Origin of the sequence: Acinetobacter terrae (assembly GCF_002135195.1) — a bacterium.
Lineage (GTDB): Bacteria > Pseudomonadota > Gammaproteobacteria > Pseudomonadales > Moraxellaceae > Acinetobacter > Acinetobacter terrae.
Genome location: NZ_NEGF01000002.1, coordinates 342,100 through 362,181, shown reverse-complemented (window position 1 = coordinate 362,181; position 20,082 = coordinate 342,100). Strand labels below are relative to the sequence as shown.

General features: G+C 42.7%; 19 protein-coding genes. 10 read left to right on the top strand and 9 right to left on the bottom strand.

The genetic code is table 11. The annotated features are described in order from the left end of the window. The first annotated feature begins 43 nt into the window (after window positions 1-43). From nrdR to B9T23_RS04050, 5 genes are all read left to right on the top strand, one after another. Window positions 44-502 carry a transcriptional regulator NrdR gene (gene nrdR, locus B9T23_RS04070; protein WP_067722460.1) on the top strand — a complete coding sequence of 153 codons (459 nt, stop codon included), beginning with the start codon at window positions 44-46 and terminating at the stop codon, window positions 500-502. A 12-nt stretch (window positions 503-514) separates the two neighbouring features. Next, window positions 515-1,618: a bifunctional diaminohydroxyphosphoribosylaminopyrimidine deaminase/5-amino-6-(5-phosphoribosylamino)uracil reductase RibD gene (ribD, locus tag B9T23_RS04065; RefSeq protein WP_086193095.1), complete on the top strand. Its 1,104-nt coding sequence runs from the start codon at window positions 515-517 to the stop codon at window positions 1,616-1,618. Beyond that, window positions 1,615-2,907, top strand: coding sequence for a DNA adenine methylase (locus tag B9T23_RS04060; protein ID WP_086193094.1), 1,293 nt, complete (start codon window positions 1,615-1,617; stop codon window positions 2,905-2,907). Before ribD ends, B9T23_RS04060 begins: the two co-directional genes overlap by 4 nt. 27 nt (window positions 2,908-2,934) lie before the next feature. Beyond that, a complete protein-coding gene (locus tag B9T23_RS04055; protein ID WP_067722454.1) occupies window positions 2,935-3,594 on the top strand; it encodes a riboflavin synthase in 660 nt (219 codons plus the stop codon). Window positions 3,595-3,705: 111 nt separating this feature from the next. Further along, on the top strand, window positions 3,706-4,251 hold the full coding sequence (locus tag B9T23_RS04050) for a VTT domain-containing protein (protein WP_086193093.1): 546 nt from the start codon (window positions 3,706-3,708) through the stop codon (window positions 4,249-4,251). 115 nt (window positions 4,252-4,366) lie between these two features. Here the strand turns inward: B9T23_RS04050 and B9T23_RS04045 are convergent, their stop codons facing one another. From B9T23_RS04045 to B9T23_RS04030, 4 genes are all read right to left on the bottom strand, one after another. After that, window positions 4,367-4,630 (bottom strand): hypothetical protein, encoded by a 264-nt coding sequence (locus B9T23_RS04045; RefSeq protein WP_378320476.1) that lies wholly within the window; start codon window positions 4,628-4,630, stop codon window positions 4,367-4,369. A gap of 96 nt (window positions 4,631-4,726) precedes the next feature. Further along, a complete protein-coding gene (gene blhA / locus B9T23_RS04040) occupies window positions 4,727-5,362 on the bottom strand; it encodes a cell division protein BlhA (RefSeq protein ID WP_228145894.1) in 636 nt (211 codons plus the stop codon). Window positions 5,363-5,387: 25 nt separating this feature from the next. Next, window positions 5,388-5,795 (bottom strand): DNA polymerase III subunit chi, encoded by a 408-nt coding sequence (locus B9T23_RS04035; RefSeq protein ID WP_086193091.1) that lies wholly within the window; start codon window positions 5,793-5,795, stop codon window positions 5,388-5,390. Then, on the bottom strand, window positions 5,788-7,236 hold the full coding sequence (locus tag B9T23_RS04030; protein WP_086193090.1) for a leucyl aminopeptidase: 1,449 nt from the start codon (window positions 7,234-7,236) through the stop codon (window positions 5,788-5,790). The genes B9T23_RS04035 and B9T23_RS04030 overlap by 8 nt, the downstream gene beginning before the upstream one ends. A gap of 159 nt (window positions 7,237-7,395) precedes the next feature. On the opposite strand from B9T23_RS04030, the gene lptF reads away from it, so the two are divergent. The 4 genes from lptF (at window position 7,396) to B9T23_RS04010 (ending at window position 12,496) form a co-directional block, all read left to right on the top strand. Then, entirely contained in the window at window positions 7,396-8,496 is a 1,101-nt protein-coding gene (gene lptF / locus B9T23_RS04025; RefSeq protein ID WP_067722442.1) for an LPS export ABC transporter permease LptF, read from the top strand. Window positions 8,497-8,498: 2 nt separating this feature from the next. Next, window positions 8,499-9,569: an LPS export ABC transporter permease LptG gene (lptG, locus tag B9T23_RS04020; RefSeq protein WP_086193089.1), complete on the top strand. Its 1,071-nt coding sequence runs from the start codon at window positions 8,499-8,501 to the stop codon at window positions 9,567-9,569. A gap of 177 nt (window positions 9,570-9,746) precedes the next feature. Then, a complete protein-coding gene (gene gpmI / locus B9T23_RS04015) occupies window positions 9,747-11,294 on the top strand; it encodes a 2,3-bisphosphoglycerate-independent phosphoglycerate mutase (RefSeq protein WP_086193088.1) in 1,548 nt (515 codons plus the stop codon). Window positions 11,295-11,320: 26 nt separating this feature from the next. Beyond that, entirely contained in the window at window positions 11,321-12,496 is a 1,176-nt protein-coding gene (locus B9T23_RS04010) for a S41 family peptidase (protein ID WP_086193087.1), read from the top strand. A 4-nt stretch (window positions 12,497-12,500) separates the two neighbouring features. Here the strand turns inward: B9T23_RS04010 and B9T23_RS04005 are convergent, their stop codons facing one another. Genes B9T23_RS04005 through gacA form a run of 3 tightly spaced genes read right to left on the bottom strand, consistent with a single transcriptional unit; the run spans window position 12,501 to window position 16,180 of the window. After that, complete coding sequence (locus B9T23_RS04005; RefSeq protein ID WP_378320495.1) at window positions 12,501-13,916, bottom strand: sigma-54-dependent transcriptional regulator; 1,416 nt, start codon at window positions 13,914-13,916, stop codon at window positions 12,501-12,503. Window positions 13,917-13,931: 15 nt separating this feature from the next. Next, window positions 13,932-15,500: a sensor histidine kinase gene (locus B9T23_RS04000; RefSeq protein ID WP_086193085.1), complete on the bottom strand. Its 1,569-nt coding sequence runs from the start codon at window positions 15,498-15,500 to the stop codon at window positions 13,932-13,934. 44 nt (window positions 15,501-15,544) lie between these two features. Further along, on the bottom strand, window positions 15,545-16,180 hold the full coding sequence (gene gacA / locus B9T23_RS03995; protein WP_067722434.1) for a response regulator transcription factor GacA: 636 nt from the start codon (window positions 16,178-16,180) through the stop codon (window positions 15,545-15,547). Between the two features lie 220 nt (window positions 16,181-16,400). Here gacA and B9T23_RS03990 point away from each other — a divergent pair, with 220 nt between their 5' ends. Next, on the top strand, window positions 16,401-17,453 hold the full coding sequence (locus tag B9T23_RS03990; RefSeq protein WP_143222497.1) for a serine hydrolase: 1,053 nt from the start codon (window positions 16,401-16,403) through the stop codon (window positions 17,451-17,453). A gap of 86 nt (window positions 17,454-17,539) precedes the next feature. On the opposite strand, the gene thrC is transcribed toward B9T23_RS03990, so the two are convergent. Continuing rightward, complete coding sequence (gene thrC, locus B9T23_RS03985; RefSeq protein ID WP_086193083.1) at window positions 17,540-18,679, bottom strand: threonine synthase; 1,140 nt, start codon at window positions 18,677-18,679, stop codon at window positions 17,540-17,542. A gap of 57 nt (window positions 18,680-18,736) precedes the next feature. After that, window positions 18,737-20,041 carry a homoserine dehydrogenase gene (locus tag B9T23_RS03980; protein ID WP_086193082.1) on the bottom strand — a complete coding sequence of 435 codons (1,305 nt, stop codon included), beginning with the start codon at window positions 20,039-20,041 and terminating at the stop codon, window positions 18,737-18,739. Window positions 20,042-20,082 lie beyond the last annotated feature (41 nt).

The window sequence follows — 20,082 nt, the reverse complement described above, 5'->3', positions numbered from 1 at the left end:
TGCTACACTCTAAATCCGATTTGATTTGTTCAATTAAACCGCTATGCATTGTCCGTTTTGCAACGCCGCAGATAGTAAAGTTATCGATTCGCGTTTGGCTGCTGAAGGCTGTCAAATTCGTCGACGTCGTGAATGTATTAGTTGCGGAGAACGCTTTACCACCTTTGAAACCTATGAAGTTGTGATGCCCCGGGTGATTAAATCTGACGGCAAGAGCGAACCTTTTGATGAAGCGAAAATGCGCCGTTCATTGATGCATGCTTTACAAAAAAGACCAGTCACACAAGAGCAAATTGAAACTGTCCTCAGCGATATCCAATTACAAATTCGCCGCCTGGGTGAGCGTGATGTCAAATCACGAATGATTGGTGAAATTGTCATGCAATCCTTATTTGCTCTCGATCATGTGGCCTATGTACGTTTTGCCTCGGTGTATCAAGACTTTCAGGATGTAGAAGCTTTTCGACGTCAAATTGAACAAATGCAACACCGTGAACACTAAAAGAGTTTGAAGATGTCTAAGTTAAGCCAAGATCCCATTCACCAAGATCAGCTGTGGATGCAACGTGCGATTGAATTAGCGCAACTTGGACAATACTCAACCAAACCGAATCCAAATGTCGGCTGTGTGATCATTAAAGATGGTCAACTGGTCGGAGAAGGCTTTCATCCTCGAGCAGGACAACCGCATGCGGAAGTCTTTGCCATGCGTCAGGCAGCAGATCATGCCAAAGGCGCAACTGCTTATGTGACTTTAGAACCTTGTGCACATTATGGTCGTACACCACCTTGTGCCAAAGGCTTGGTGGAAGCAGGTGTGGCTAAAGTAATTGTCGCTTGTCCTGATCCGAATCCACTGGTGGCAGGCAAGGGTGTACAAATTCTAAAAGATGCCGGCATTGAAGTTGAAGTGGGCATTTGTGAACAAGAAGCAGAAAAACTCAATCTTGGTTTTCTTAAAGCCATGGCAACCGGTATACCTTATGTCCGTTTAAAAGTGGCTTCAAGCCTTGATGGTCGTACAGCCATGGCATCAGGGGAATCGAAATGGATTACCGGACCTGAAGCCCGTCAAGATGTGCAGCATTGGCGTGCCATTTCTGGTGTGGTCATTACCGGGATTGAAACGGTACTTGCAGACGATTGTCGGCTTAATGTGCGTCAGCTGAATGGTATTGAAGATATCACCAGCATTGTTCAGCCCAAACGTCTGGTGCTCGATCGTCAGGGACGTTTACCCCTCAACGCAAAAATACTTCAGCAGCCCGATACGCTCATGGTCATGGGACCGTTCCGTCAGGAACTTGCTGATTTAGGCGTGCTACAATTTGCAGTACAACCTTTAAAAGACTTGCTACAGACCCTATCTACGCAACATCAAATTTATGATGTGCTGGTGGAAGCGGGGGCAACATTATCGACTGCCTTTTTACAACAACAGTTAGTCGATGAAATGATCAGCTATGTTGCACCAACATTTTTAGGTCAAACAGCACGTGCAATGTTTAGTGCGGAATTTAGCCGTATGGCAGAGCAACTTCGATTTAAGCTCATGGAGGTCACCCAATTGGGGGATGATGTGCGCTTAAGGTTAATCCCTTCTCAAGAGACAGTATGAATTCAGAGTCTTCGGTTTATCATAAACGTCGTCATTCAGCACGTACCACAGACGAATATCTTTTCAATCAGCTTGTTCCGTATTTAGGCAATAAGCGTCGTTTACTTCATCTGATTTTGGAAGCACTTGAGAGCACGGGAACATTAAATAGCAAAAATGGTCGTGCCCCGATTTTCGCTGACTTTTTTGCAGGCTCTGGTGTGGTTTCACGTCTGGCGCGTCAAAATGGTTATCGTGTGATTGCCAATGACTGGGAACCGTATAGCCATGCTTTAAATAGTGCAATTTTATCCTGCACAGAAGCACCGGCATTTAAAGAGTTGGGTGGTTATCAGAAAGCTATTGATTACCTGAATCGTTTGCCGGAAGTCAAAGGCTGGGTAACGCATAACCTGTGTCCGCGTAATGACGAAATTTATGATCCGGCACGTGATCGTCTATTTTTCAAACGCCGTAATGGCATGCGTATCGATGCGATCCGTCAGCAAATTGCCGCGTGGCAGGCACAAGGGGCAATTGATGATGTCGAGATGAGTGCCTTGCTTGCGCCCTTGCTTTATTCAGCCAGTTTTGTCAGCAATACCAGTGGGGTATTCAAAAGTTTCCATCATGGTTGGGGTGGTAAAACCCAAACCGCTTTGGAACGAATTGAATCATTACTCTGGCTGACACCCAGTCGTTTCTGTGCCATTGGCGAACCGAAAAAACCGGCAGCAGAAATGTGGTGTGTCGATGCTCAGCATCTTGCCAATCAAATGAGCAGCTTTGAAGTGGATGTGGCTTATCTGGATCCACCGTATAACCAGCATGCGTATGGTAGTAACTATCATGTACTGAATGCTTTAACCTTGTGGGATCAGGCTGATTTGCCGACTCCAGATACCAAAGGCTACAAGAGCGGGATTGACCGTGCATGGCGTAAAGAGCGTCCAAGTCAATACAACTCTTCCAAGCATGCCAAAGAAGCCTATGAGAAATTGGTTGCGACAATTAATGCACGTTATATTCTGACCAGTTATTCTACCGATGGTAATATTGAAGCCGGTGATTTGCTACAGGCGAACTTAAAACGTGGTCGTGTGACTTTGCTCACGCAAGATGTACCACGCTATCGTGTCAGCAAACAACGCCAGTCAGAACGCGCACGTGTACTAGAGTTTATTGTGATTACCGATACCCATGCCAAATCTGGTCCACCGCTGCGCCAACTCTTGGGTCAGTTGTATCATTTTGCTGAACTGGGTGGTGTCGATACCACCGGCGTGAGTACACAACTGGCATTGTGGTAAAACAAAGATATAAATAGAGAACAAGTTATGTTTACAGGCATTATTGAAAGTCTAGGCAAAGTGGAAAGTTTACAAAGCGTGGGCGGTGATGTCCGTTTGCGTATTGGCACCAGTCTCGACATGTCGGATGTTCATTTGGGCGATTCAATTGCCACTAACGGCATTTGCCTCACTGTGATTGAATGGGGCGAAAACTGGTACGCTGCCGATGTCTCGCGCGAGAGTTTAAATCGCACCACCTTAGGCACATGGAAAGTGGGTCAGCGCGTGAACGTGGAAAAAGCCATGCTGCCAACCACACGTTTTGGCGGTCATATTGTCAGTGGTCATGTCGATGCTGTCGGTGAAATTACTGTTGTGCGTGAAGATGCCCGTTCAATTTATTATGAAGTGACTGCGCCGGCTGAAATTGCCAAATATTTAGCTGAAAAAGGTTCGGTGACTGTGGATGGTATTAGTCTGACCATTAACCATTTACGCGGTAATGTGATTAGTCTCAATCTTATTCCGCATACGGCTGAAAGAACCAATATTGGCACATGGAAAACCGGTGCTAAAGTCAACTTGGAAGTCGATGTTTTAGCGCGCTATATCGAACGTTTAATGCTTGGTGATAAAGCGGCTGAAACAAAAGAACAATCCAAATTAAGTATGGCATTTCTGGCAGAAAATGGCTTCTTGAAGTAAAAATCCATAGAATAGAAAACAGTCTGGTTGAAAAATTAGGCTGTTTTTTTATTTTTATTTATGGTTTTTAGTAATTTATGCAAATAATAAAGTGCAAGTGGGTAGGTGCAAATGCTTGATTTTTTAATGCATATTGAACAATGGTTACCGACTTTACTGGACAACTATGGTCAGTGGATTTACGCCATTTTATTTCTGATCATTTTTGCAGAAACTGGTTCTGTATTCATGTTCTTCTTGCCTGGGGACAGCTTGCTGATTGCCATTGGCGCACTATGTTCAACCACCGATGTGATCCATTTACACTATATGGGGCTATTACTTTTTAGTGCTTCTGTATTGGGCTATATCGTCAATTATTATACTGGTCAGGTGTTGGGATTTAAATTTTTTCATGAACATTCACGGTTTTTGAAACCTGAATATATTGTTAAAACCAATCATTATTTTACCAGACATGGTGGAAAAACCATTCTGGTTGCACGCTTTGTGCCGTTTGTCCGTTCATTTGCACCTTTTGCTGCAGGGGCGGGGCACATGAATATTTTTAGTTTTATGCTTTATAACGTAGTAGGCGGGCTGATCTGGATTAGCTTGTTATTAGGTATGGGCTATGGCGTAGGCAATATGCTGGGACTTGCCGTAGATTTAATTTAGTTTTTAATGATTCGGGTCGTATTTAAATTTACTTGAATTGAATAAAAAATTAAATTTATTATATTGATTAAAATAACAATAGCCCACCGAAGTGGACTGTTTTGATTGATCTATTTCAGTGTTTGGTAATCGTGACAGATGTGCTGGCAACCCAAGAGCTTAATGCCACTGGAGTAGAAACAGAAAATTGTCCTTTTTCCGCTTCTCGGGAAATATAAATTGAAACTGAGTGGAAGTCGGCATGGCTAATCCATAAATCTTGAGCAGATACACTCCATTTTTCACCCGAATCCAGTGCCGCAATTTGAGTGGAAATTTGGTTCAAGATATCCATTTTTTCTTCCTGAATAAGATGATGTTTAAGCATTTCAATAGTCATGTTTTTAAATCTATTTAAAAACATGACTATCTTGTGACATAAACATGTCATTTATATGACAGTAGAAAAATAGCCTAGATCAATAGAGATAAGAAATTAGTGCTTTGGTTTCTCTGTTGATAAATCAGAGTTTTTCAAAATATAGTCAATTTCTTCTTGGCTGGCTTGATGTAACTTGGCACGAAATACCGTCACCGCCTGTTCAATGAGGGTCTCAGCTTCTAACTCTAAACGTAAACGCACGCTTTCCAGTTCCGAGAGTACTTCATGGTCATGAATCGACAGCATGCCTCTGGAGAAATTCAGTGCTGAGCCTTCAGGATTCTTATGATAACGCGCTGTATAAACTTGGGTTTCATGATCTAAAGTTTGACGAATAAAGGCCAAGGTTTGAGTTTGTTCGGCAAACTGTCTGGCTTCATCTAACTGCAATGCTTGAGCATAGGCAGCTTGTGCTGCACGGTTTTTTTCCAGTGACTGTTCTAAAGCACGTTGCTTGCGCAAGCGGGCTTCTTCAATCAATTGTGCCTTACGTTCGATATAAGCACGTTCAATTTTTTCATAAGAGAGCTGTTGTGCTTCTTTATCTTTTTCTAACCACTTTTGAATATTGGTTTCAGGTTTCAGCACATTGCAGACGCGGTGTAGGTCATCAATAAATGCCTGACGAACAGCCTCAGGCACATTTAACCAGCGCTGTTTAAAATCTTGACCGACATTTAATGCCACCACATATCTCCTTATTGCAATTGATCGGCTAAAGCTTGAAAGTTCGCGGTTCAATACCTAGGCGTCGATATTGTTTAAATTTTTCACGCCCCAGCTGTTTTGCCGATTCATTATTTTCGATGATTTCTATAATGTGACTAAATTTATCAATCTGTTCAATAGCTTGATTGTTAAAATTAAACACAATCCAGTCAGATTGCTGCGGCAGTCGAGCTGAAATACAAATTGTAGCGCGTTCTTGATCAATCCCATGCGGAATAAAACTGCTGGGATCAAAACTCCACAATCGTTCATCTAACTGCTGTTGCAAGTCCAAATCTTCACAATACAACCAGATATGTTCAGGCTGTTTCAGAATCTTACGGCACAAACGGCAAGTGCTTTCCACTTGCCGTTCGGGACTTTTTTCAAATAAGTAAAAGCTAACTTTAGCCATTCGACTGCGCACGATTCGCCAGGAATTGAACCAGTAATGGAACAGGGCGACCAGTTGCACCTTTCGCTGTACCTGAGTTCCATGCTGTTCCAGCGATGTCTAAATGTGCCCAACGGTATTCACGGGTGAAGCGTTGCAAGAAACATGCTGCAGTCACCGAGCCGGCTTTCGGTCCACCAATATTGGCAATGTCGGCAAATGGAGAATCAAGTTGCTCTTGATAATCTTCAAGCACCGGCATGCGCCATACACGGTCAAATGAGGTTTGACCAGCAGCACTGATTTCCGCAGCCAGTTCATCATCCGGTGTAAACAGGCCAGTTAGAACCGAACCTAAGGCAACCACACATGCACCGGTTAAGGTTGCGATATCAATCACCAGAGCAGGGTTGAAACGTTTGATGTAGGTCAAGGTATCGCATAAAACCAAACGACCTTCAGCATCGGTATTTAAAATTTCTACCGTTTGACCGCTCATCGTGGTCACGATATCACCCGGACGGGTTGCATGACCTGAAGGCATATTTTCAGCTGCAGCAATGGTACCGACTACATGAATTGGCAGTTTGGATTCACAGAGTGCGCGCATCGTACCGAGTACAGAAGCTGCACCACACATGTCAAATTTCATTTCATCCATACCCGCACCAGGTTTGAGTGAAATGCCGCCGGTATCAAAAGTCACGCCTTTGCCCACCAGTACGATAGGCGCCTGTTCGGTATTGGCCTGGTATTCCATGGTAATGATGCGTCCCGGACGATCTGAACCTTTGCTGACTGCCAGGAAAGCGCCCATGCCGAGGTCAGCCATTTGCTGCTCATCAAGAACGGTGACTTTTAATAGTTCAGGATATTCAGCCGCCAATGCTTGTGCTTGTTCCGCCAGATATTCAGGGAAACAGATATTTCCCGGACGATTGCCTAAATCACGTGCCAAGCTTTGACCCGATTGCACTGCATGGATCAAGCTGAGTTGTTGTGAATTTAAAGTGCTATTGCTTGAAATGAGATGAATTTCTTCAAGGATGAATTCATTTTTCTTCGATTTATATTCATCAAAAGCATAACCGGCTTGGGTTAAAGCCAAAGCAAATAAATAATGATGTTCAGGTGCTAAGGCAGAAATATCAATACTGATCTGTTTGAATTTTTTTTGTGACGCTTTGATAATGGTTTGTGCGATTTTTGCTAATTTAGCCGGCTGAATTTCAGCTGCTTTATCGATCCCAATGAGCGCACTATTGCTACATGCCGCCACTTTCCCGATAAGGGGTAAAGATTCGCTTAGACCAGCTTTGAATTGTGCGGCTTCTACTAAAGTATTTAAATCATTGATTTCATAGGCAGTCGCTGCCTTTTGAAGCTGCTCGGAATCGACTAATATCAACAAATAGGGGCTAGATGCATTCTCTTGGAATGACGTATTAATTGTCAGTTTCATGTTCTGTATTCATGCCTTTGAAAGTTTGCAAACCATTAAACCATTGAAACATTTCTATGAATAGAGTTTCAATGCGCAACAACAGTATAGGTTTTATATTTTCACCATTCGGGTAAACTAGCGCTAGTTTTTATTAGCCTCTTTTTTGGAAGAATTAATTTGATTATTCGGCGTTATCTGGTCAAGCAAGTGGTGTCTACATCCTTGGTTGTGATTGCCTTGCTTACCTTGATCATGATGGGTGGTCGACTGATCAAGTACTTTGGTGTGGCGGCACAAGGTCGTTTAGATGTCAGTATTTTGTTCAGTATTATTGGTTACCGACTGCCAGAATTTTTAACCCTGATTCTTCCACTCGGCTTTTTTATCGGTTTGATGCTGGTGTTTGGTCGTTTGTATGTCGACCATGAAATGGCAGTCCTCAACGGCAGTGGTGTCAGTCGGCATCAGCTGGGGCGCTTACTGATTCCGCTTACTGTGGTTTTTCTTGCTGTTCAAACCGTGTTGATGGTGTGGATGTCTCCGTGGGGGATTCGCCAGTTTGAAGAGCTGACGACCAATCAGGCGGTCAGAACCGGTTTCGATTTAGTGCGTCCAAAAGAGTTTATTTCCTCAGGCCCCTATACCATTTATGCCGGGGATTTGTCAGAAGATCGTCGTAATCTCAAAGATGTGTTTTTCTATCAACGCGCGGAAAACCCGGGTAAACCTGACGTGATGATTTTGGCCAAGGAAGCAACTCGTGTAGAAGTTGCCAATGAAACGGCCAGTATTGTCGATTTATATGAAGGGCGCCGTTACGAAATTTTCCCCGGAAAACCGAAATATACTCAAGCAGAGTTTCAATCTTATCGTTTACGTTTAGAAAGTGATACCGAAGCCAAATTTGAAAGTGCCGAAGTCGAAGCGTTACCCATAGCGAAACTATGGAGCAATCGTGATGATCCTGTAGTTGCGAGTGAACTGGGTTGGCGGATCTTCGTTCCATTTTCAGTGGTTGCGGCTTTAATCTTGGCGATTGCACTTTCAGAAGTGAGTCCTCGTCAAGGACGCTATTTAAAACTATTCCCGGCTTTACTTATTTTCGCCAGTTTGATTGTGGCACTGATGGCAGTGAAAACCCGTGTCAGTAAAGATGAGTTAGGGATTTGGGCATATCCTTTGGTGTTGATCGTGTATGGCATTGCTGGAGCATTGTTCTCCCGAAAACAAAAGCTCGCCCCTAAAATCAAGAAACGAATTCAGCAGGTGAGGTCTTAAAAATGTTAGCACGTCGAATCATTGCCAAACATGTGACCAAAACCACGGCATTAGCCATGTTGGGTGCAACGGTTATTTTATCGGTTCTGCAAGTTTTATTTACCTATTTAGGTGAATTGGGTTCCTTGAATGAAACTTATAATGCATGGCAGGCACTGCAATATGTGTTATGGAGTGCACCCAATTATCTGTATGAAATTTTACCGATCTCTGCATTGATTGGGGCTGTGCTTGGTCTGGGCACTTTGGCTTCCAATAGTGAACTGGTAGTGATGCGTTCAGTCGGTATTAGCTTATGGCGCATTGTCGGTTGGGTGATTCGTTCCGCATTAATCTTAGTGGTTTTGTCCTTTGTACTCAGTGAATGGGTGATTCCTTATACCAACGAGCAAGCCAAAAGCGTGAAAGATCACCGCAGTGTCAGTTCACTGGGTGAAGTCAATGGTTACTGGACTCGCGAAGGTCAGCGTTTTATCTATATTGATTATGCCAATGCCAAAGGTCAGCTGAAACATGTCCAGGTGGTTGACTTTGATGATAGTTATCGCTTGAAAGGTGTTTTAAATGCCGAGCAAGGTCAGTTCGTTAAAGATGGTGATTGGAATCTAAAAAGTGCTGCGCAAATGGATATTTTGCCGCAAGGTAATTCAACCCTGGTAAAAACCGATCAGTTGCCTCTGGCTTTAGCCTTGCAACCAAAATATGTGCATATGGTTACGATTGACCCTGAAGATTTATCGCCGAGTCAATTGGTGAGCTTTATGAGTTATATGCATCAATACAGCCAAGTACCGAAAACCTATAAGCTGGCATTTTGGCAAAAAGTCGGTTCGCCATTTGCACTCATTGCCTTGGTACTGATTGCATGTTCCTTTATTTTTGGTCCCTTGCGTCAACAGTCGATGGGTTTTCGTTTGGTGATTGCCTTATTTATTGGCTTGGGATTCTTCTATCTGCAAGACTTCTTGGGCTATGCAAGTTTGGTGTATTCACCTTCGCCGGCATGGTTCGTATTTGTACCGATTATTTTCATGACTTTAGTGGGCGGTTATCTGCTGCGACGCGCACGTTAACTGTTGAATAGGGTCTGTTAACATTTCATAAATGGCAAACATAGACGAAGTCTCAACAGACCCTACAGTGATAAAAACAATGTGCATGATCCGCTTTAGTCATGATCTGCACATAGAGTCTTGACCGAAAATTCGGTAAGATATGACGATGAAATTGTAAACAAAAGAGTGTTCATTATGACGGATGCAACTGCTGGCAAAATCCCTCACGTATTGGTAATTATGGATGGTGTGGGTCATCGCGAAGCGGTCGAAGACAATGCTTTTCTGGCAGCAAAACGACCAAATTTAACTGCTATGCAACAAAAGCATCCACATGGTTTGATTTCAGGTTCGGGCGAAGATGTCGGACTGCCGGATGGTCAAATGGGCAACTCTGAAGTGGGTCACATGAACCTCGGTGCAGGTCGTGTGCTGTATCAAGATTTTACCCGGATCACCAAAGATATTCGTACCGGCGCTTTTTTTGAACATGAAGTATTGATTGATGCGGTAGAAAAAGCCAAAGCAGCGGGTGGTGCTGTACATATCATGGGTTTATTGTCACAAGGTGGCGTGCATGCGCATGAAGACCACATTGTTGCAATGGTGGAATTGGCACTGAAACGTGGTGCAAAAGTTTATTTGCATGCTTTTCTGGATGGCCGTGATACTCCGCCAAAAAGTGCACAACCATCACTGGAAAAATTAGATGCAGTCTTTGCACAATATCCGGGTCAAGGTCGTATTGCGACCATGATTGGCCGTTATTTTGCCATGGATCGTGATAACCGTTGGGATCGTGTTGAACAAGCCTATCGTCTATTGACTGAAGGTGAAGCTGCACGTACCGCAGCAACCGCGGTTGAAGGTCTGGAACAGGCTTATGCGGCAAATGAGTCGGATGAATTTGTCAAAGCTACCCGTATTGGTGAGTTGGCTAAAATTCAGGATGGCGACAGCGTTGTATTTATGAACTTCCGTGCCGACCGTGCGCGTGAAATCACCAAAGCCTTTGTCGAAAAAGAGTTTGCTGGTTTTGAGCGTAAAGTAGTTCCAAACCTGTCTAAATTTGTGATGTTGACGCGTTACCAAGCGACAATCGATGCGCCTGTTGCCTATATGCCAGAAGCATTGAAAAACTCGATTGGTGAATATTTATCAAACTTGGGTAAAACCCAACTGCGTATTGCTGAAACTGAAAAATATGCGCACGTGACCTTCTTCTTCAGTGGTGGCCGTGAAGATGAATATCCAGGTGAAAAACGTATCCTGATTCCATCTCCAAATGTGGCGACTTATGATCTTAAGCCTGAAATGAGTGCTTATGAAGTCACGGATGAATTGGTTGCTGCAATCAATTCAGGTGAATATGACTTGTTGGTGGTGAACTTTGCCAATGGTGATATGGTCGGACATACCGGTGTATTTGATGCTGCAGTGAAAGCTGTTGAAGCTGTCGATACCTGCCTAGGTCGTGTATATGAAGCAGTGATGGCACAAAAAGGCCATATGCTGATTACCGCTGACCATGGTAATGTCGAGCAAATGCAGGACTACAAAAGTGGTCAGGTACATACTCAGCATACGACGGAATTGGTTCCCTTCATTTACGTAGGACCAACCTCTGCGACGATTGCTGAAGGTGGTGTACTGGCAGATGTCGCGCCAACATTGTTGAGCTTAATGCAAATTCCTGTACCTGAAGAAATGAAAGGTCGAAATTTAATTACTTTAAAATCATAAAATTAACACGACAAACAGGTGAAAGGATGGCTTTACAACGCTGGAAGATGGTTGTCACTTTAACAACGTTATTCATCTGTGTGAGCCATTCTGCACTTGCTGCTGTGAAAGATCAGCCTGTTTTAGATTTTGATGATGAAGTCGAACAAAATTATGCTGAAGTTCCGGTGGAATCGATTCAGCAATTTGTTCAAATCTATAGCATTGTCAAAGAAAATTATGTTGATGCTAAAAATGATGATGCATTATTTCAACAAGCGATTAAAGGTCTGGTTAGTGGTCTAGACCGTTATTCTCGCTACCTCAGTCCTGAAGATTATAAGCAATTATTACAATATACTGAAGGCGATATAGCCTCTGTCGATTTTGAACTGATTTATGATCAGCAGTTACATCAATGGGTTATTCATGGTCTAAAGGATAATGCCGATTCGGCCAAGCAAGGTTTGCGCAATGGTGTGGCTGTATTTAAGATTGATGATCAAGAACTGAAAAAACTCAATCATGATCAGGTCAATAGTTTACTTAATGGTTCGATTGGTTCGACCTTAACTTTGCAACTGGCACAAAATAGCAGCCCGATTATTTTGGTGCGTAATAAAAAAATAGAAACCGATATACAAGCCAGTGTCTTGCATAATCAGGTTTTAGTGATCAAAGTGAAAGTTTTTCAGCAAGATACTGCCAATGAAATTAAACGTCTAATTGAAGAGCGTTCTTCCTCACGTCTGAAAGCGGTGTTGCTCGATTTAAGAAATAATCCAGGCGGCTTATTGTCTGCCGCAGTTGAAACGGCCGATTTATTTTTGAATCAGGGCGTGATTGTTTCCACCAAAAGTCGTTCTGAAGGTGATCAACAATTTCAAGCTTTACCGAGTTTTGAATTTCAAAATTTAAAGCTAGGCATATTAATCAATAACCGTTCTGCCTCAGCCGCCGAAGTCTTTACTGCGGCAATGAAAGACCATGGTCGCGCATGGGTCGTGGGGGAGAAAAGCTATGGAAAAGGGGTGGTGCAAAAGCTATTTCCTCTTTCCAACGGTGCCGCTTTACAGATGACGGTATCGCATTACTACACCCCTAAAGGGCAGATGATTGAAGGGGTCGGAATTCAGCCGAATCAGCAATACCTGCCGCAACATGAAATGAAAGAGGAAAACTATCTGGAACATGTTGCAGAAATCATTCTAAACCGTAAATAACGGTTTATTCATCATCCGTATCTAAGCCAAATTTCTTTAAGCGGTAACGTAGAGAACGAAAAGACATGCCCAGTTTTTTGGCTGCAAGCGTTCTGTTCCAATGGGTTAAGTTTAGGGCATTGAGTAAAATATCTTTTTCAATATTTTCCAGATAAAGCTCTAAACCTTCATCGGGTAACTTTTTAGCAGAAACTAAAATGTCACTACGAAAAACATTACTAGCTTCTTGCTGATGATCCAAAGGTGTCACCGTTGGATAACGCAACGGCGCACTTTGTAGATGCGGTAAATCAATTTTATCCTCATCACTCAGGGTGATGGCGCGTTCGATAATATTACGCAGCTCTCGAACATTACCCGGATAATATTGGCTCAGCAAAAAGTTTCTCGCGCGTTCAGTCAGTTGTTTTTGAGGGATACTCCATTCCTGACTAATTTTTTGAATAAAATGATGCGCCAATAAAATAATATCATCACCACGTTCACGCAGTGGCGGAAGAACCAGATCCATCACATGAATACGGAAGAATAAATCTTGTCGAAATCTACCTTGTTGCACCAATGCTTCCAAGTCTTGATGGCTGGCACTAATCACACGAAAATCGACATCAATTTCAGCATCTGAACCGACGGGACGAATCCGTTTTTCTTGTACGGCACGAAGCAGTTTGACCTGCATGGTTAAAGGCAGTTCAGCAATTTCATCTAAAAACAGACTACCACCGTGTGCAGATTGAATCAGACCTTGTTTGTCCTGAGTTGCACCGCTAAAGCTGCCTTTCTTATGTCCAAACAGTTCACTTTCCATCAGTTCCGTTGGAATAGCGCCACAGTTAATTGCAATAAAAGGCCCTTCATTACGATTGCTGAGTCGATGTACCAGATTGGCAATGACTTCTTTTCCTGTGCCGGATTCACCGGTAATAAAGACTGGTGCTTGAGAACGGGCAATTTTATTTAAAGTAATGCGTAATTGTTGAATCGGCAGCGATTGGCCAATCAATAATTTTTGTTCCAGACTATCTTCTTTGCTTTGGAAGTTTTCGATTGGTTTATTCAAAGCTTTTTGTAAGAGTTGTTCCAGGTGTTTCTGATTGATGGGCTTGCTGACAAAATCAAAAGCCCCTGCTTTTAATGCCGCAATCGCAATTTCCATATTGCCATATGCGGTCAGCACAGCCACAGGTAGGGCTGGAAGATGTTGACCAATCCATTCTACCAATTGCAGTCCATTACCATCTGGTAAATTCAAATCCGTTAAACAGGCATCATATTTATTTTCAGATAAGCGTTTTTTCGCCTGTTCAAGACGATGTGCGATATGCGTTTTGATGCCCATGCGTGATAAAGACATTTGCATCAGCGTACACAAATCTTCCTCATCATCCACCAATAAAACAAGTGGTTGTCTTTCCACAATTACACCCCAGCAATATTAATTTAAAGCAACACGTAGGCATTCAATTCGAAAGCATGCCCCTTGTTTTTGTTCTACATAGTTGAGTTTTGCTTGGTTTGCTTCACAAAAACTATGTGATAAGTACAATCCTAAACCAGTTCCCGTGATTTCGGTACTAAAAAAAGGTTGAAATAAATAGCTCAAATCTTTGGATGCCACACCTGTACCAAAATCGAGAACGTCAATTCGGACATTGGATTCATGTGAGTAAATGTTTAACTCAATATGAGAGTATTCAGGTGAATTATGACGAATGGCGTTACGAATCAGGTTAATCAGGACTTGGCGAAATTGTGCTTCATCAAAAGTAATCGAAATTTTATTTTGTATGTTGCATCGAATTTGGTGGATGATATCAGATAAATCTTCTTGAATCATTTGAGGGATAAATTGATTCAGCTGGATCTTAGCCGGATGCGTTTCTCTATTTCGCACCATATTCAGTGTATCCTGAATAATACGATCAATGCGCTGTGCTTGCTTTGCAATCATCTGACTTAATAGGTTTTGTTGATTTAGATCACTGTCTAGCAACAGTTCATTGGCTTGAACAATCGCCGCCAGAGGATTGCGAATTTCATGGGCAATACTGGCAGACAATTGTCCTAAGGCAGCCAGTTTTAATTGTTGTACCCTTTGATTGAGCTTGCCGGCATCTTGCAGCACCAACAGGGTCAGGGTTTGATGGGGAACCATTAATTTTTGCACTTCGATATGCATATGATAACGGCTCAGCTGGGATTCGAATTGAAATCTTTCACCATCTTGCAGTTGCTCAAATTTAATTAATTCAAATAAATCAGGCTGTATTTTGTATAAAGGAGATTTGTCATAGGCATAGAATGGGGGAATGCCTAACAGCATACACGCCGCAGGATTGCTCAGCACGATGTGACAGTTTTCATCTAAAACCAGATAACCCAGTTCAATCTGTTCCAGAATATAACGGTTCAAATTTTGCAGTCGATTGAGTTCCAAGGATTGAGAAAAATTCAAATTTTCCAGCAATTGGAAACGCCGTACCACAATTTGCGCACTGCCATAAACCACAAAAAACAGAAAAGCCAATAAGGCACTATTGCCAATATTATTGAGTGAAGAAAAATCAAAAATGCTGCCTAAAAATATTTGATAAATCACGCTAATAACAGCGATGAGGGTAATGATTAAGGCTTTTTTTGCATCTAATAATAAAGAAGCGGCAAAGATGGTAATCACGAATAGCAGGCTTAAATGCAGATTCGGACCATCCAATGCGAAAGTCAGTAAGCTTAAAGCAATGACATCGACAGCAAATAACAGCGTCAGTTGTTGGGGAATGTTGGCTCGTATTTTTTTAAGACTAAGCAGTTGCATGCAGCCTATCGCTACAAAGCAAATGAGTACATAAAGATAGAGCTGTGGATAGCGGTAATCTGTATTTAAGTGTTGATAAGTGAGTAGAAAAATCAGCAGAAGACATGTCGCAATAATCAGTCTGTAGGCGCCATACCAGATGCCTAAATGATACTGATTAAACTCAAAGTTTTTGGTGTTTTGCGTCATGCATGTCTTCTAAAAAGCTTAAGGGAAGTTCTCAAGGAAAGTCATTAAGGTTTAATCAGCCCATAACGAATGGCTAAATGAGTCAGTTTCACATCACTATCTAAATTTAACTTTTCAAAGATACGATAACGATAAGTATTCACGGTTTTGACACTGACAAAAAGTTTATCGGCAATTTCCTGTGCACTAATACAATTCACTACCATCATCGCAACCTGCATTTCACGTTCAGAGAGTGCATCAAATGGTGATTGCTGGGTATCTGAAAGATATGAACTGGCCAGTTGCTCGGCAATGTCTGCACTAAAATATTTGCCACCTTGCATGACTTTATTGATGGCACGAACCATTTCAGTCACAGGTGCGCCTTTGGTGATATAACCTTTTGCGCCTGCTTTAAGCAATAATGACGGATAGGGTTCTTCAGCCAAGCCACTCACAGCGACAACTTTGGTTTCAGGTGCGGTTTGCAACAGACGGCGGGTGGTTTCTACCCCACCGATGCCCGGCATATTCACATCAAGTAAAACCACATTGGGATGATGGTGACGGACTAAGGTAATCGCTTCTTCCCCAGATTCAGCCTGACCAATCACTTGAACATCCGCATGGTCTTCGAGCATTCGGCAAATCCCGGTACGTACTAACTCATGATCATCTACTACTAAAACTGTGATCACCTATTTCTCCCCTCATATAAAAAAAGCAATTTTTTTGTTACATAAAGCAAAATAAGCTTGCAATGAAATGACAAAATTAGCAATCCTATTATCAATCTTTAAGTGAAATGTTAAGCATAAAGGTTTATGCGTAAAAAATGTTCACCTTTATGTTTAAATGTAAGGCATATTTGAGGTAATACACAAATGTATCTTGCCTCCATGAGTTGAGTAAACCATCGTGAAAAATTCGAACAAGTCTTTAATGCATGTGCTGGGTATGTCCATCTTACTTAGCATGAGTTCTAGTAGTTTTGCAGAACTCATCATGGATGCTTCTGGAGGCACAGGTCAAGCTGCGTTAAATTGGTCTTCTGAAGATGCCAAACAATTACTCAATGGTGATGGTTCGGCATTGACCGAAGAACCCACGCCACAAGGTTCAACTAAAATTACCACTTCGGTACGTAGTTCTAATGGTGTGGTTAGTCATTCTGCACCTAAAACTGTGCAAATTCTGAATAATTCAAGCTTTGGCGATCAACCCTCTGTCAATGCACGTGCTGCTTTAGTGATGGACGGTCAAACAGGCGAAGTTTTATATAGCAAAAACAGTAATACCGCTTTCCCGATTGCATCCATTACTAAACTCATGACCGCAGTGGTGATCTCTGACGGACGTTTGAATATGTCGGAAAAGATCACTTTGCAACAAGCAGACTTTTCCTGTTCAGGTTGTAAAAGCTCAAGTTCAACCTTGCGTGCCGGTGACAGCATGAACCGTGCAGAAGCCTTGCTTTTTGCTTTGATGAAATCTGAAAATCCAGCAGCAGCTGCTTTAGCCCGGACTTATCCAGGTGGTCGTGCCGCTTTTGTGAGTGCGATGAATGCCAAAGCCAAATCTCTGGGTATGAATTCTGCACATTTTATGGAATCCACAGGCCTACATCCACGTAATGTCGCTTCAGCACGTGATTTGGGTATTTTAGTCAATGCGGCATCACAATATAGTTTGATTCGTCAATTCTCGACTACACCTAACTATGACTTCAATTTAGGTTATCGGGTATTGAAATCAAACAACACCAATGCTTTAGTTCGTAATGGGGGCTGGAATATCAATATTTCAAAAACTGGTTATATCAATGAAGCAGGACGTTGTGTAGTGATGCATACCACCTTAAATAATCGTCCGGCGGTTGTAGTGTTGCTGGGTGCAGATTCTTCACAAGCACGTACCAATGATGCAACCCGTTTAATGAGTTGGGCAAGCCAGTTACCAAAACGTATCTAATTTCGTTGATCTAATATCGCTTTATTCATAACGTAAAAAAAGTCCTGCAATTGCAGGACTTTTTTTATTTCTAATGATGCTAAGAATTACATATTAGAAAGAATCGATTCTTTCACTTGATTCATTGTTGCATCAATAGACAGCATGACAGCATCAGAACATTGTTTGATCGCAGTATCAGGGTCTTTCAAACCATTACCTGTAACAGTACAAACAATCACTGAACCTTCTTTAATTTTGCCAGCTTTGATGTCACGAATTGCGCCGCCCACAGACGCTGCAGAAGCAGGTTCTACGAACACGCCTTCGTACATTGAAAGTAAACGCTGTGCTTCAAGAATTTCAGCATCAGTCAGTTCATCAAACCAACCGTTTGAGTCACGAACAACCGCTTTCGCATGGTTCCAGCTTTGTGGGTTACCAATACGGATGGCAGTCGCAACAGTTTCAGGGTTTGCAACAGGGCCACCACGTAGGAACGGTGCAGCGCCAGATGCTTGATAACCTGCCATAATTGGAAGGCCAGCAGGTTTAGGACCAGTGAAAGCATCTGTTTCAGCGTCGTAAATCACTTGCTCAAACTGTTCTTTCGGCTGATTTGCAACTGCTTCGGTATAACCCATCCAGTGTGCAGTGATGTTACCTGCGTTACCGACTGGCAAGCAGTGGTAATCAGGCGCACGACCTAAAGCTTCAACGATTTCGTAAGCAATGGTTTTTTGACCTTGCAAACGGTAAGGGTTGATTGAGTTTACAATGGTTACAGGTGCTTGATCAGCCACTTCTTTAACAAGACGCATGCCGTCATCGAAGTTGCCGCGAATTTGCATAGTGATTGCACCATACATCATTGCCTGTGCCATTTTACCCATGGCAATTTTGCCTTCCGGGATTAAAACGAATGCTTTGATGCTTGCGCGTGCAGCATAAGCAGCAGCTGCAGCTGAGGTGTTACCGGTAGAGGCACAAATAATGGCTTTAGAGCCTTCTTCAACCGCTTTGGTTACGGCCATGGTCATACCACGGTCTTTAAATGAACCAGTCGGGTTTAAGCCTTCGTACTTCACATAGATTTCAACATCTTTACCAATAATGCGTGGAATGTTCTCAAGCTTGATCAGTGGCGTATTACCTTCGCCTAAAGAGATTGCACGAGTGGTTGCAGATACTGGTAAACGGTCACGATAACGGTCAACTAAACCAGTATAACGATTGGCATTAGACATGATGATGTTCCAATTGTGTGTAGAGCTTGGCAAGGGGAAATACTCCCCTCAACCCGATTAATTATCAAGCGATTCTAAACGAATCCGTACAATTTCGCCATGAATGAAAGGCAATGCTTGAATCTGTTTTAACGCTTCATCCATTTTTGATTCAACGATAGGATCAGTTAAAATCACGATCGGAATAAGGTCTTTTAAGCGCGGTTGCTGCATGATGGCATCAATACTGATTCCGGCACGACTTAAAATAGTCGTTACATCTGCAAGGACGCCCATTTGATCTTCGGCATTAATACGAATGTAGTAGCCAGTGGTCATTTGTTCACGCGTTAAAATTGGCAAATCCGTGAGCGCTTCAAAGGCCAATTGCGGAATGGTTCCGGCACCATCTTCGGTATAAATGATGTCGCGGACAATATCGACGACGTCAGCAACCACAGCAGAAGCTGTTGGACCTGCACCTGCGCCTGCACCGTAATACAGTGTTGGACCGACGGCATTGGCTTGTACCAAGATGGCATTTTTCACGCCGTTGACATTGGCAATCAGTTGATCATCTGGAATGAGGGTCGGGTGTACGCGTAATTCAATTCCGGCATCGGTACGGCGTGCAATACCTAAGTGTTTGATACGGAAACCTAAGTCTTCTGCATATTTCACATCTTGTGCAGTGACTTTGCCAATCCCTTCAGTAAATACTTTGTCAAACTGTAGCGGAATACCAAATGCACATGAAGCCAAAATCGTCAGTTTATGTGCAGCATCAATACCTTCTACGTCAAAGGTAGGATCCGCTTCGGCATAACCGAGTTCTTGAGCTTCTTTCAGCACATCTTCAAAAGCACGACCTTTTTCACGCATTTCACTGAGGATGAAGTTGCCTGTGCCATTAATAATACCGGCAAGCCAATCAATTTTATTGGCTGCCAAGCCTTCACGAATCACTTTGATAATTGGAATGCCGCCGGCAACCGCTGCTTCATAGGCAATCTGCACGGCATTATCTTCGGCCGCTTTAAATAGCTCATTACCATGTTCAGCCAGTAAAGCTTTATTTGCAGTAACAATATGCTTGCCATGTTTCATGGCTTCCATGATGACTTCATAGGCAGGGTGGATACCGCCCATCACTTCAACCACAACGTCAACATCTGGCTGACGAACGATATCGAGTAAATCAGCACTTTGTTTAATTGATTCTGGAAGATCCAAATCAGGACGCGGACGACGTGTACCCACATGGGTAATTTCAATTTCTCGACCGGTGCGACGTCTGATCTCAGCAGCGTTTTCTTTTAAAAGTTTAAGGGCACCACCACCTACAGTACCAAGACCGAGGATTGCCAGACGAACTGGTTTCACGTCACACTCCAATATCTAATCAATTTTAAGCGAACCTAGAT

Coding starts and splice junctions, on each gene's coding strand:
- nrdR (WP_067722460.1), top strand. CDS start 44: ATGCATTGTCCGTTTTGCAACGCCGCAGATAGTAAAGTTATCGATTCG.
- B9T23_RS04050 (WP_086193093.1), top strand. CDS start 3,706: ATGCTTGATTTTTTAATGCATATTGAACAATGGTTACCGACTTTACTG.
- B9T23_RS04045 (WP_378320476.1), bottom strand. CDS start 4,630: ATGACTATTGAAATGCTTAAACATCATCTTATTCAGGAAGAAAAAATG.
- B9T23_RS04010 (WP_086193087.1), top strand. CDS start 11,321: ATGGCTTTACAACGCTGGAAGATGGTTGTCACTTTAACAACGTTATTC.
- B9T23_RS04055 (WP_067722454.1), top strand. CDS start 2,935: ATGTTTACAGGCATTATTGAAAGTCTAGGCAAAGTGGAAAGTTTACAA.
- B9T23_RS04030 (WP_086193090.1), bottom strand. CDS start 7,236: ATGAAACTGACAATTAATACGTCATTCCAAGAGAATGCATCTAGCCCC.
- B9T23_RS04060 (WP_086193094.1), top strand. CDS start 1,615: ATGAATTCAGAGTCTTCGGTTTATCATAAACGTCGTCATTCAGCACGT.
- gpmI (WP_086193088.1), top strand. CDS start 9,747: ATGACGGATGCAACTGCTGGCAAAATCCCTCACGTATTGGTAATTATG.
- B9T23_RS04000 (WP_086193085.1), bottom strand. CDS start 15,500: ATGACGCAAAACACCAAAAACTTTGAGTTTAATCAGTATCATTTAGGC.
- B9T23_RS04035 (WP_086193091.1), bottom strand. CDS start 5,795: ATGGCTAAAGTTAGCTTTTACTTATTTGAAAAAAGTCCCGAACGGCAA.
- ribD (WP_086193095.1), top strand. CDS start 515: ATGTCTAAGTTAAGCCAAGATCCCATTCACCAAGATCAGCTGTGGATG.
- thrC (WP_086193083.1), bottom strand. CDS start 18,679: ATGTCTAATGCCAATCGTTATACTGGTTTAGTTGACCGTTATCGTGAC.
- lptG (WP_086193089.1), top strand. CDS start 8,499: ATGTTAGCACGTCGAATCATTGCCAAACATGTGACCAAAACCACGGCA.